The organism is Mesorhizobium sp. 8, from assembly GCF_006351905.1.
GTDB classification, from domain to species: domain Bacteria; phylum Pseudomonadota; class Alphaproteobacteria; order Rhizobiales; family Rhizobiaceae; genus Mesorhizobium; species Mesorhizobium composti.
On sequence record NZ_CP040914.1, the window covers coordinates 1,325,784 to 1,338,237 of the forward strand.

Sequence of the window (12,454 nt, forward strand, 5' to 3'; positions counted from 1 at the left end):
GTCTCATTCTGCCGGCAGGGTGCGCCGGACGAAATCGGTGAAGCCGACCTGCTTGCGCCGTTCCGGCTTGCGCCGCGTCAGCGCCAGCACCATGCCCATCGAGATGGCGATGGCGATTTGCGAGGAGCCGCCATAGGAGATGAAGGGCAGCGTCATGCCCTTGGCGGGCATCAGCTGCAGGTTGACGCACATGTTGATCATCGATTGCAGGCCGAACACCGTCACCAGCCCGCCGATGGCGTAGCGGGTGAAGTCGTCGTGCTCCTTCAGCGCCGTGTTCAGGCCGCGCAGCACGATGAAAGCGAAGATCGCCATGATGAAGAAGCACATGATGAGGCCGTACTCCTCGCCCGCGACGGCGAAGACGAAGTCGGCGTGGCTGTCGGGGATGACGCGCTTGATCGTGCCCTCGCCCGGCCCGAGCCCGAACCAGCCCCCGTTGATGAGCGCTTCCTTGCCCATGTCGACCTGGAAGGTATCGCCCTCGCCGGTGAGGAACTTGTCGATGCGCAACGCCACGTGCGGGAAGACCGAATAGGCGGCGAAGATGCCGCCGACGCCGGCCGCGCCCAGCACCACGATCCACAGCCACGACAGGCCGGCCATGAAGAACATGACGCCCCAGGTGCCGGTCACCAGCATGGTCTGGCCGAGGTCGGGCTGCGCCACCAGAAGCGCGAGCACGAGGCCGAGCAGGATCATGGCCAGCACGTTGCCGGGGATGTCGGGCTGGCGCTTCTGCTCGGAAAACAGCCAGGCGCAGATGACGACGAAGGCCGGCTTGAGGAATTCCGACGGCTGGATCGACATGCCGGCGAGCGACACCCAGCGCCGCGCGCCCTTGACCTCGATGCCGATGTAGAGTACCGCCACCATCAGCACCAGCATGACGGCCAGCATGAGGATCGCCATGCGCCGGATCTGGCGCGCGTCGAGGAAGGAAACGGCGAGCATGGCGCCGAGCGCCAGTACGGTGAAGACGATCTGGCGGGTGGCGAAATGGAACGGGTCGAGGCCGATGCGCAGCGCCACCGCCGGGCTTGCCGCGAAGGACAGCACGATGCCCAGCCCCATCAGCGACAGGAAGGCGGCGAGGAACCAGCGGTCGATCGTCCACCACCAGGTGGCGACGGGGCTCGTGTCGAGACGGCTTGCAACGGCCATTATCGTGACCCTCCGATAGCTTCTATGCCCTCGATAGCATTCACGGCTTGCCTGAAGGCTTCGCCGCGCACCTCGAAATTGCGGAACTGGTCGAAGCTGGCGCAGGCCGGCGACAACAGCACCACCGCCTCGCCGCCGTCGTCTCTGGCCGCATCGGCCGCCGCATGTTCGACAGCCGCCGCCAGCGTGCCGGAAATCTCGTAGGGCACGGCGTCGCCCAGCGTCGCCGAAAAGGCGGGGGCCGCCTCGCCGATCAGATAGGCCTTGGCGATGCGCGGGAAGAAACCGCGCAGCGAGGAGATGCCGCCTTCCTTGGGCAGGCCGCCGGCGATCCAGTAGATGCGCGGGAACGACGACAGCGCGGGTGCCGCCGCATCGGCGTTGGTCGCCTTGGAATCGTTGACGAACAGGACGCGGCCCTTCCGGCCAACCTGCTCCATGCGGTGCGCAAGGCCCGGAAAGCTTTCCAGCCCCGACTGGATCTCGCCGAGATCGAGGCCGACTTTCAGGCACGCCGCCACGGCGGCCAGCGCGTTCTGCGCGTTGTGCTGGCCGCGCAGCGAGCCGATGCCCTCGAGGAAGCCGATGCGCTCGTAGCGGCCATGTATGGCCTCCATCAGGTCCGTGCCGTCGGCGAAATAGCCGTCGGGCAGCGGCAGCCGCTTGGAGATGCGCACGACCTGCCTTCCGGCCTGCTCCAGCCGGTCGGCGATCTGCGCGCAATAGCTGTCGTCGACGCCGACGATGGCCGTGTCGCTGCCGGCCACCAGCCGTTCCTTGATGTCGGCGTAGTGCTGCATGGTGCCGTGGCGGTCGAGATGGTCGGGCGTCAGGTTGAGCAGCACGCCGGCGGTCGGATTGATCGAGGGCGCGAGGTCGATCTGGTAGGACGAGCATTCGACCACGTAGAAGCGGTCCGGCGACGGCTCGTCGAGCGTCATCACGGCACGGCCGATATTGCCGCCCATCTGCGCGTCGCGCCCGGACGCCTTGATGATGTGGGCGGTCAGCGCCGTCGTGGTCGACTTGCCGTTGGTGCCGGTGATGGCGATGAAGGGCGCCCCCGGCGCGCGCCGATTGCGCTCGCGCACGAACAGCTCGACATCGCCGATCACCTCGACACCGGCGGCCCTGGCAAGCTCGACGGTCCAGTGCGGCTTCGGATGCGTCAGCGGCACGCCGGGCGACAGCACGAAGGAGGCGAAGCCGCTCCAGTCGACGCCGCGCAGGTCCGTCGTGGCGATGCCTTCTGCATCCGCCTTGGCGACGCTTTCGGGATTGTCGTCCCAGGCGAGCACCTCGGCGCCGCCTTCGGCCAGCGCGCGCGCGGTCGCCAGCCCCGAGCCGCCGAGCCCGAACAGCGCGACCTTTCTGCCTGCGAAGGAAGTGGCGGGGATCACGGACGACCCTATCTCAGCTTGAGGGTGGAAAGGCCGATCAGGGCCAGCATCACGGCGACGATCCAGAAGCGGATCACCACCTGGCTTTCGGTCCAGCCGAGCTTTTCGAAATGGTGATGGATCGGCGCCATCAGGAAGACCCGCTTGCCGGTCATCTTGAAGTAGCCGACCTGGATGATGACCGAGAAAATCTCGACCACGAACAGGCCGCCGATGATGGCCATGACGATCTCGTGCTTGGTCGCCACTGCGACCGTGCCGATCAGGCCGCCCAGCGCGAGCGAGCCGGTGTCGCCCATGAAGATGGCGGCCGGCGGCGCGTTGAACCACAGGAAGCCGAGGCCGGCGCCGATGACCGCGCCGAGGATGACGGCGAGCTCGCCGGTGCCGGGCACGAAATGGATCTGCAGGTATTCCGCGAACACCGCGTTACCCGACAGATAAGAGATGACGCCGAAGGAAGCGGCCGCGATCATGATCGGCACGATCGCCAGCCCGTCCAGCCCGTCCGTCAGGTTCACCGCGTTGCCGGCGCCCACCATGACAAAGGCGGCGAAGGGAATGAAGAACCAGCCGAGGTTGATGATCAGTTCCTTGGCGAAGGGAAAGGCCAGCGACGAGGAGAAAGGCTCCAGCCCAGCGCGCATGATGACGAAGGAAGCGATGCCGGCGATGACGAACTCCAGCGCCAGCCGCGCCTTGCCGGAAAAGCCGAGGTGCGACTGCTTGGTCACCTTCAGGTAGTCGTCATAGAAGCCGATGCCGCCGAAGCCGATCATGACGAACATCACCACCCAGACATAAACGCTGGTCAGGTTCGCCCACAAAAGCGAGGAGCCGATGATGCCGGTGAGGATCATCAGCCCGCCCATGGTCGGCGTGCCGGCCTTCTTGAAATGCGTCTGCGGCCCGTCGGCGCGGATCGGCTGGCCTTTGCCCTGGCGGATGCGCAGCGAATTGATGATGGCCGGGCCGAAGATGAAGACGATCAGCGCCGAGGTGATCAGCGCGCCGCCGGTGCGGAAGGTGATGTAGCGAAAGACGTTGAACACCGTGTGGTGCTCGGCGAAATCGACGAGAAGCGTCAGCATGCGATTCTATATCCCCCGATCGCCTCAGGCCCGTTTCTGGGCCTGGGCGGGAAATCTGTTGAGCAAAGCGTCCACCAGCCTGGCGAGGCCGATGCCCTTCGACGATTTGACCATCACCACGTCGCCCGGCTTCAGCGCCTGCATGAGCACGGGCTTCAAATCCTCGGCCGTGGCCTTCAGCGTGACGGCGATCCCTTCCGGCAGCGCCGCGGCGAGGTTCTGCATCTCGGCTCCGGCGAGCAGCACGACATTGGCGCCGGCATCCACCACCGGCTCGGCCAGAGCGGCATGCAGCTTCTGTGACTGCGCGCCGAGTTCCAGCATGTCGCCCAGCACCGCCACGCGCCGTCCCCCCTCGGGAACCGGCGTCGCCTTGAGCAGCGCAAGGGCCGCCCGCATGGAGACGGGATTGGCGTTGTAGCTTTCGTCGATCAGCGTGATCGGCCCCTTGGGGTGCGGCAGCACATGCCGCCGGCCCCTGCCCGGCTCGGCCGAAAGATCGGCGAGCGCCAGCGCCGCTCTGGCGACGTCGGCGCCGACCAGATGCGCCGCGCCCAAAACGGCGACCGCGTTCTGCACCATGTGGCGGCCCGGCGCGCCGATGCGCGCGACGATCTCCTTGCCGCCGATCTTGGTGGTGACGGTGGAATGGTCGGCCTCCAGCGTGAAATCGACCAGCCGGTAGGTCGAGCGCGCATTCTCGCCGAAGCCGTAAACATGCTCTACGCCGGCCGTGCGCGCCATCTTCTCAAGCAGTTTCCAGCGCGGGTCGTCGCGGTTGAGCAGGGCGGCGCCGCCGGGCTCCAGCCCCTCGAATATCTCGGCCTTGGCGGCGGCGATCTCGTCCAGGCTGCGGAAGAAGCCGAGATGGGCGGCGGCAATGTTGGTTATGACGGCGATGTGCGGGCGCACCATCCTGACCAGCGGGCGGATCTCGTTCGGATGGTTCATGCCGATCTCGAACACCGCATAGGCACAGTCGGCCGGCATGCGCGCCAGCGTCAGCGGCACGCCCCAATGGTTGTTGAAGGACGCCGCCGAGGCATGCACCTTGCCGACGCTGGCAAGGACGTGGCGCAGCGCTTCCTTGGTCGAGGTCTTGCCGACCGAACCGGTGACGGCGACGATCTTCGCCTGGCTGCGCGCGCGCGACGCCAGCCCCAGCCGCTCCATGGCGGCCAGCACGTCCGGCACCACGATCATCGGCGCAGTCAGCCGGCCGAGCGCCGGCAGTTTGCCCTCGGCCACCACCAGCACGGCGGCGCCCGCCTTGACAGCGGCGGTGGCGAAGTCATGGCCGTCCATCGCGTCGCCCTTGATGGCGAAGAAGGCCTCGCCGGGCTTGAGGGTGCGGCTGTCGATGGAGATGCCCGAAATGCCCTCCGGCATTGGCCCGAGCGGCCTGCCGCCCATTGCCTCCACCATCGCTTCGGATGTCCACAGATGGCTCATGCGGCGCGCTCCGTCAGCGCTGCGCGCACTTCCGCATGGTCCGAGAACGGCAGGGTCTGGGTCCCGACCGTCTGGCCTTCCTCATGGCCCTTGCCGGCGACGATGAGGGTATCGCCTGCGGCCAGCATCGCCACCGCCTCGTGGATCGCCTTGCGGCGATCGCCGATCTCGATGGCGCCGGGCGCGGCGGCCAGGATGGCGGCGCGGATGTCTTCCGGCACTTCCGAGCGCGGATTGTCGTCGGTGACGATGACGACATCGGCGAGACGGGTGGCGATCTCGCCCATGATCGGCCGCTTGCCCCGGTCGCGGTCGCCGCCGCAGCCGAAGACGACGACGACGCGGCCGGTGGTGAAAGGCCGGACTGAGGTCAGAACGTTCTCCAGCGCATCGGGTTTGTGCGCGTAGTCGACATAGACCGGCGCGCCGGCGGCCGTGGTGCCGACGAGGTCAAGCCGGCCGGGCGCGCCCTTGAGCTTTTCCAGTGCGGCGAGTGCCTTGCCCGCCGGCGTGCCGGTGGCGATCGCCAGCCCGGCGGCGACAAGGGCGTTGGAAATCTGGAAGTCGCCGGCCAGCGGCAGGTCGATCTCCGAAATCAGGCCGTCATGCTCGATCTCGGCGCGCTGCCGGTGGCGCTCGTGCTCGACGCGTTTCAAGGTCAGGAAGTCGCCGTGGCGGCCGACGGTCAGCACGGCCAGCCCCGCAGCCTTGGCCGCCGCGACCGTCGGCGCCGACCACGGATCATCGGCGAAGATCACCGCCGGCGCGCCCTTCGGCAGCAGGTCCTTGAACAGGCGAAGCTTGGCGCGGTGATAGTCCTCCACCGTCGGATGGTAGTCCATGTGGTCGCGGCCGAGATTGGTGAAGGCGCCGGCGGCAAGCCTGACGCCGTCCAGCCGGCGCTGGTCGAGGCCGTGGCTGGAGGCTTCCATCGAAGCGTGCGTGACGCCGGCCTCGGCAAGTTCCGCCAAAAGCCGGTGCAGCGCCACCGGATCGGGCGTGGTCAGCGAGCCGTATTCGTTGCGGCCGGGCGCCACCACGCCGGTCGTGCCGATGGAGGCGGCGGAAAACCCGGCCTGCTCCCAGATCTGGCGCGTGAAGGCGGCCACGGAAGTCTTGCCGCTGGTGCCGGTCACCGCCACCATGGTCTCGGGCTGCCTGCCGAAGAAGCGCGCCGCGACCAGCGCCAGCGCAAGGCGCGGGTCGTCGACCGCGATGACGGGGACGGTCAGGCCGTCCAGCGTCGCTCCTTGAGCCACGACAACCGCAGAGGCGCCGCGCCGTGCCGCATCGGCGGCATAGGCAGTGCCGTCGGCCTTCGTTCCATGCAGCGCGAAGAACAGGTTGCCGGCTTCGACATGGCGGGAATCCGACGACAGCCCGGTGACCGCGATGTCGGAGAGCCTCTCGACAGGCAGGATACCGGCTAGGTCTTTCAGCTTCATAGAGATCGCAAACTCACAAATTCGTTTGAACAAGGCGCCGGTTGTCCCCTCGGCGCCCGCATTCAGGAGCTAAGAATCACTCATCCAAGGAAACCAGCGTTGCGCCGTTTTCATGGCTGAAATCTGGCTTCACGCCAAGCATGGCAGCCGAGCGGGCGATAATGTTGTGGGCCATGATGCCGGCGTTGGAAGCGGCCGTGGCGCCCATGCCCGGCTTTTCCGGCTTCGGCTCGTCGGCGATGGTCAGGACGATGTATTGCGGATCGTCCATCGGGAACGCCGCGACGAAGGCGTTGAAGTTCTTGTCCTTGGAATAGCGGCCGTTGACGACCTTCTCGGCCGTTCCGGTCTTGCCGCCGACGCGGTAGCCGGGAACACGCGCATTGCGGCCGGACCCCTTCTCGGCGTTGAGGGCATAGACGTAGCGCATGGCGGCGACGGTGCTGTCCTTCACGACGCGCTTGGCCGTCTCCATCGCCTCCTGCTCGGTACGCTTGAGGAAGGTCGGCTCCATCAGGAAGCCGTTCATCAGCGCCGCGCAACCCACCGCCGTCTGCAAGGGGGTGGTGGAAACGCCATGGCCGAAGGCGATGGTGATGGAATTGACCTGCTTCCATACCCGAGGCTCCGTCGGCCGCGCCACTTCCGGCAGTTCCGTGTTCATCCGTTCCAGGATGCCCAGCCGGTGTAGGAACGCGCGGTGCCCGTCGATGCCGACGGCCAGCGCCTCGCGCGCCGAGCCGATGTTGGAGGAGTAGATGAACACCTCCGGCAGCGTCAGCACCCTGCCCTTGCCGTGGAAATCGTGGATCGTCTGGCGACCGACCCTGAGCGGGTGGGACGCGTCGAAGCGGCTGTTGAGCGTCGCGTCGCCGTCGTCGAGCACCATGGCGGTGGTGAAGCTCTTGAAAGTCGAGCCCATCTCGTAGAGGCCGGCCGACATGCGGTTCAGCCGGTTCTTGTCCTGGGCGTTGTAGGGGTTGTTGGGATCGAAATCGGGCACCGAGGCCATCGCCACCACTTCGCCCGTCTTGATGTTGAAGACGACGGCGCCGGCGGCGATCGCATGGAAGCGTTCCATGCCGGTGGTGATCTCGTCATGCACGACATGCTGGACGCGCAGGTCGACCGACAACTTGACCGGCTTCAGGTCCTTCGGGTCGGCGAGGCCCGACTGCTGGAGCGCGGTCAGCCCCTGCTGGTCGATATACTTCTCCATTCCGGAGATGCCCTGGTTATCGATGTTGGTCAGGCCGACGATGTAGGCCGCCGTCGAGCCGGCCGGATAGAAGCGCCGCTTTTCGGTGCGGAAGCCGATGCCGGGAATGCCGAGCTGAAGGATTTCGGCCTGCTGCTTCGGCGTGAGCTGACGTTGCAGCCAGACGAAGCCCGCGCCGCTCTTGAGCTTGTGGTAGGTCTGCTCGTAGTCTATTTCCGGCAGCACCGTGGCGAGCTTCTCGATGGCCTCGTCTGCATCGACGATGTGGCGCGGCTCGGCATAGAGCGAGGCCGTCTTGATGTCGGTCGCCAGCACCTCGCCGTTGCGGTCGACGATATCGGGGCGAGAAGCCGTCACGCGGCTGGCCGGCGGGCCGGAATTGTCGGGCTCCTGGAAGCCCAGCCAGACGAGACGGCCGGCGATCGCAGCATAGATGCCGAGGAAGACCGCCATCGTCATGACGACGCGCGTGCGGGTGCGCCCGCCCGTCGCCTTGCGCGCGCCGTCGACGACGATGGTATTGGCGTCGGCCGGGCCGGACTTGCGCCGGAACCTGAAGGCCGGAAGCCTGACCTTGAATTTGGGCAGTGAACCGATCATCGCACCGCTCCGGTGATCGTCTGGTCGGGCTGGGCGTCCGCCGCGCCGCGGGAACCGTCGGCGGTCAGTTCCTCAATGGTGACCGGCCGCGCCGGCAGGTCGTCGAGCGTCACGAACTGATGCCCGTCCACCGGCTCCAGGTTGAGCTGGGCCTTGTAGATGTCGGCCAGTTTCTGCAACCGCGCCGGCTGGGTCAAAAGGCTCCAGTCGGCCTTCAGAAGGTCGATCGTGTCCTCTTCGGTGCGGATCTGCGCCTGCAGGTAATGCACCTGCGCGCGCTGCTCCTCCGCCTCGCGCTTGATCTTGTAGGTCATGGCGGCGGCCGAGACCATGACGGCAATCAGCACTATGTCACTCGTACGGAACACGCTGTCTCACCTCTCTCCCGGCAAGGCGGCGCCGGGCAATCTGGGAAGGCCGAAGGCCGAAAGGTCGTCCTGGCGGGCAGGCGCCGCGGTGCGCACGGCGGCACGCAGCCGCGCGGAGCGGGCGCGCGGATTGCCGGCGAGTTCGGCCTCGCCCGCCGTCACCGCGCGGGCGGGCTTCTCGAACGTCGCTTCCCGCGTCTTTGTCTCGGGCATGTGGCGCGAGCCGGCCGACGCCGTCGCCCGCTCGGCGATGAAGCGCTTGACGATGCGGTCTTCGAGCGAATGGAACGTCACCACGGCGAGCCGCCCGCCGGGCTTCAGCACGCGCTCGGCCGCCATCAGCGCCTTCGCCAGCTCGCCAAGTTCGTCGTTGACGTAGATGCGCAGTGCCTGGAACACCCTGGTCGCCGGATGGATCTTGTCGCCCAGCTTGCGGCCGACATGCGTCTCGATGGCGTCGGCAAGGTCGAGCGTGCGCTCGAACGGGCGCTTGGCTCGCCGCTGCTCGATCATGCGGGCGATGCGCCCGGCATGCCGTTCCTCGCCCAGCAGGCCGAAAATGCGGGCGAGATCGTTCGCCTTGAAGCTGTTGACCACGTCGGCCGCGCTCATGCCCGCCTGCGCCATGCGCATGTCGAGCGGCCCGTCGGCGCGGAAGGAGAAGCCGCGTTCAGCCTGGTCGATCTGCATGGAGGAAACGCCGATGTCGAGCACGAGGCCGTCGGCGCTCTCCACCGCCTCGTCGAGGGTCGAGAACGGTGCCTGCACCAGCCTCAGGCGTCCCGCCGCTTCCTGCTCCAGCGCCCGGCCGGCCTCGATGGCGTCGGGGTCGCGGTCGATGGCCACCACGGAAGCACCGGCATTCAGGATCGCGCGCGTATAGCCGCCGGCGCCGAACGTGCCGTCGACGACCGTCTCGCCGGGCTTCGGGGCAAGTGCGGCGAGCACCTCGGCAAGGAGGACCGGAATGTGGCGGGCCGGTCCGCCAACGGCGTGGAGGTCATCGCCGTGGCCCGCCATCATTCCGGCCGCTCCCCGGGCTTCGTCCCCTGCCGAAGCTGCAACAGCCGTGCCCTCACCTCGGCGCCATGGGCGGCAAGCCGGGAAGGCTCCCAGATCTGGAAGAAGTTGCCGCGCCCCACGAAGGCCACCTCCGAGGAGATGCCCGTGTGCTCGCGGATGAAATCGGAAACCGTGATGCGCCCATCCTGGTCGAGCTTCAGGAACATCCCGTCGCCATGGCAGAAGAAGGACATGTCGTCCGCCGTCCGCAGGAACGGATCCTCCTGCGCGATGCGCTGCTCGTAGCGGTCGAGCAGGTCGAGCCCGCCGACGTCCAGCGCCGGAACATCCAGGCAGCGCAGCGCGTAGAGTTCCGAATAGCCGCGCTTCTGCACCACCGCGCGGAAATGCGCCGGCACCGACACCCGCCCCTTGGCGTCGATCCTGTTCACCGCGCTCGACAGGAAACGGTCCATCCGATGCTCCGGCCGCCCTGCCCTGCAGCGCAATCGCGCTGCCCGGGGCCAAGGCCGCCGTACCCCTTTCCATTGTTGCGTCCGCGCTGCCGCAGCGCGGCCCCTTCCCGGCTTTTCCGTCGCCTGCGCAGGCTGAAACCGGCAAACGGACAGCCGCCGCGACGGCCCGTTTGGCGTACGCTTCACCCTGACACGGAACGAAGGCTTGATTGTCGAAATGGGATACCATGGGGCACTATGGGCGTCAACGGGAACAAGCTTCACGACGATGGGCTGAAGGCCGCTTCGGGCGACTTTCCGGGGCATCGCCTGTTTATCCTCCATTAAGCCTAATGAAGTGTTTAAGCCGCCCGCTGAGCGCATCCGGCCCTTGCCGCGCCGGGCCGGCGGTTCTAGGACCGGATCGGCATTTTGAAGAAAGGCCTCTCCATGTCCCTGTCGTCCAAGGATCGGTCCTCCCCGAATCGGTCGTCCAAGGCACGCGCCGCCGGTCTCGCCCATCTGCGCGACAAGGGCCTGAAGCGCGGGGACGCGATCCCGCTGCCGCTGACGATGGCCTCGATCTTCCATTCGCCCGGCGATTCCACCGGCTTCCATCAGTACGGCCGTTTCTCCAACCCGACATGGACGGCGGTGGAGGAGATGCTGGGGCATCTGGAGGATGCGCCCTGCGTCGGCTTCCCCTCCGGCATGGCGGCGATCTCGGCGGTGCTGTTCGGCCTCGTCAAAGCCGGCGATCGCATCCTTCTGTCGTCGGACGGCTACCCCACCACCCGCCTCGTCGCCGAGCGCCTGCGCACCTTCGGCGTCGAGTTCGATGTGCGCCCGACCGCGTCCTTCCTCGACGGCGGGTTCGACGGCTATCGGCTGGTCTATGCCGAGACGCCGGCCAATCCGGGACTGGATATCTGCGACATCGCCGCCGTGGCGAAGGCGGTGCATGCGGCCGGCGGCCTTTTCGTCGTCGACAACACGACCATGACGCCCTTCGGCCAGCGCCCGCTCGACCTTGGCGCCGACATCGTTCTCGCCGCCGACACCAAGGCGCCGAACGGCCATTCCGACGTGCTGTTCGGCCATGTCGCCAGCCGTGACCCGGAGATCGTCACCGCCATCCAGGACTGGCGCAAGACGACGGGTTCGATCCCCAGCTCCTTCGACGCATGGCTGCTGCATCGCGGGCTGGAAACGCTGGAACTGCGCTTCGAGCGCATGTGCGACAATGCCGAACTGATCGCGCCGCGCCTGAAGGCGCATCCGGCCGTGCGCTCGATCCGCTTCCCCGGCCTGCCGGACGATCCCTCGCACAACCTCGCCCGTGTCCAGATGGAACGCTTCGGCTTCCTCATCAGCTTCGTGCTGGATTCCGAGGAAAAGGCGGAAGATTTCATTCAGGGCTGCGCGCTGATCCACTCGGCCACCTCCTTCGGCGGCGTTCACACCTGCGCGGAGCGGCGCACCAAGCGCGGCGACGCCGTGCCGCCGGGCTTCGTCCGGCTTGCCGTTGGCTGCGAACCGGGCGAGGAACTGTGGCAGGCGATCGAGGCGGCGCTGGACGGCCTGGGCGACTGAGGCCGGCTATTCCTCAAGGTTTTCCGCCGCCAGATCGCGCCTGCCGTGCAGGACGCGCGGGATCAGGATGTCGTCGCCTTCCACGCGGTATAAGAGCAGGTAGTTGCCGACGACCACCTGTCGTATCTCCCTGCCAAGATCGTCCCGCGCGACACCCGAAAGAGGCTGCGTCGCCAGCAACCGGATGCGCCGCTCGAATCGATCCAGCAACCGGTCGGCCGCATCAGGATTTTCCGTTGCGACATACAGCCAGATCTCGATCAGGTCGTCTTCGGCGAGTGCGGAGTGCCGGACTTTCATGCAGGCTGCCTACCGTTCACCGGCGATATGCCGCCGTCGCGCCTCGGCCTTGATTTCGTCCATCGAGGCGAAGCGGCCCGGCCCGCTGGCGATCCCTTCATCCCAAAGCACCCTGAGTTCCTCCACCGTATAGCCGAGCAGGTCGCGGCGCTCCTTCCACAGCCTCAGCGCATCGCGCACGACCTCGCTGGCCGAGGCGTATTCGCCGGTCGCGACGGCCTCGTCCACCGCCGTCGCCAGTTCGGACGAGAGGGTGATGCTGCGCTTGTCGATCTGGCCCATGGTCGTGCCTCCATTTCAGATGCGAAATGGTAGGATTAAATCGTACCAGCTTAAAGCCGGAGCGCGGCCGCTCAGCCAATCTT

The 12,454-nt window shown here is 67.0% G+C and carries 12 protein-coding genes; 1 reads left to right on the top strand and 11 read right to left on the bottom strand.

The genetic code is table 11. The features are described from left to right. Positions 1-3 precede the first annotated feature (3 nt). The 9 genes from ftsW to mraZ form a co-directional block, all read right to left on the bottom strand. Complete coding sequence (gene ftsW, locus FGU64_RS06275; RefSeq protein WP_139951363.1) at positions 4-1,164, bottom strand: putative lipid II flippase FtsW; 1,161 nt, start codon at positions 1,162-1,164, stop codon at positions 4-6. Next, a complete protein-coding gene (gene murD / locus FGU64_RS06280) occupies positions 1,164-2,564 on the bottom strand; it encodes a UDP-N-acetylmuramoyl-L-alanine--D-glutamate ligase (protein WP_139951365.1) in 1,401 nt (466 codons plus the stop codon). Before murD ends, ftsW begins: the two co-directional genes overlap by 1 nt. A gap of 8 nt (positions 2,565-2,572) precedes the next feature. Further along, positions 2,573-3,655 carry a phospho-N-acetylmuramoyl-pentapeptide-transferase gene (gene mraY / locus FGU64_RS06285; protein ID WP_136352873.1) on the bottom strand — a complete coding sequence of 361 codons (1,083 nt, stop codon included), beginning with the start codon at positions 3,653-3,655 and terminating at the stop codon, positions 2,573-2,575. A 24-nt stretch (positions 3,656-3,679) separates the two neighbouring features. Next, positions 3,680-5,107: a UDP-N-acetylmuramoylalanyl-D-glutamyl-2,6-diaminopimelate--D-alanyl-D-alanine ligase gene (locus FGU64_RS06290; protein ID WP_139951367.1), complete on the bottom strand. Its 1,428-nt coding sequence runs from the start codon at positions 5,105-5,107 to the stop codon at positions 3,680-3,682. Continuing rightward, positions 5,104-6,552: a UDP-N-acetylmuramoyl-L-alanyl-D-glutamate--2,6-diaminopimelate ligase gene (locus FGU64_RS06295; protein WP_139951369.1), complete on the bottom strand. Its 1,449-nt coding sequence runs from the start codon at positions 6,550-6,552 to the stop codon at positions 5,104-5,106. Before FGU64_RS06295 ends, FGU64_RS06290 begins: the two co-directional genes overlap by 4 nt. Positions 6,553-6,628: 76 nt before the next feature. Further along, the gene (locus FGU64_RS06300) at positions 6,629-8,371 is read right to left on the bottom strand and encodes a penicillin-binding protein 2 (protein ID WP_139951371.1); all 1,743 of its coding nucleotides are present in this window, start codon (positions 8,369-8,371) and stop codon (positions 6,629-6,631) included. Continuing rightward, positions 8,368-8,739 carry a hypothetical protein gene (locus tag FGU64_RS06305; RefSeq protein ID WP_139951373.1) on the bottom strand — a complete coding sequence of 124 codons (372 nt, stop codon included), beginning with the start codon at positions 8,737-8,739 and terminating at the stop codon, positions 8,368-8,370. The genes FGU64_RS06300 and FGU64_RS06305 overlap by 4 nt, the downstream gene beginning before the upstream one ends. A gap of 6 nt (positions 8,740-8,745) precedes the next feature. Next, positions 8,746-9,762 carry a 16S rRNA (cytosine(1402)-N(4))-methyltransferase RsmH gene (rsmH, locus tag FGU64_RS06310; protein ID WP_139951376.1) on the bottom strand — a complete coding sequence of 339 codons (1,017 nt, stop codon included), beginning with the start codon at positions 9,760-9,762 and terminating at the stop codon, positions 8,746-8,748. Then, complete coding sequence (gene mraZ, locus FGU64_RS06315) at positions 9,759-10,217, bottom strand: division/cell wall cluster transcriptional repressor MraZ (RefSeq protein WP_139951379.1); 459 nt, start codon at positions 10,215-10,217, stop codon at positions 9,759-9,761. The genes rsmH and mraZ overlap by 4 nt, the downstream gene beginning before the upstream one ends. Positions 10,218-10,646: 429 nt before the next feature. On the opposite strand from mraZ, the gene FGU64_RS06320 reads away from it, so the two are divergent. Continuing rightward, entirely contained in the window at positions 10,647-11,789 is a 1,143-nt protein-coding gene (locus FGU64_RS06320) for a cystathionine gamma-lyase (protein ID WP_139951382.1), read from the top strand. A 6-nt stretch (positions 11,790-11,795) separates the two neighbouring features. Here FGU64_RS06320 and FGU64_RS06325 read toward each other — a convergent pair whose 3' ends face one another. Together FGU64_RS06325 and FGU64_RS06330 are read right to left on the bottom strand one after the other, a co-directional pair. Next, entirely contained in the window at positions 11,796-12,089 is a 294-nt protein-coding gene (locus tag FGU64_RS06325) for a type II toxin-antitoxin system RelE/ParE family toxin (protein WP_139951384.1), read from the bottom strand. A gap of 9 nt (positions 12,090-12,098) precedes the next feature. Next, positions 12,099-12,371 (bottom strand): type II toxin-antitoxin system ParD family antitoxin, encoded by a 273-nt coding sequence (locus FGU64_RS06330; RefSeq protein WP_136352857.1) that lies wholly within the window; start codon positions 12,369-12,371, stop codon positions 12,099-12,101. Positions 12,372-12,454: the final 83 nt, after the last annotated feature.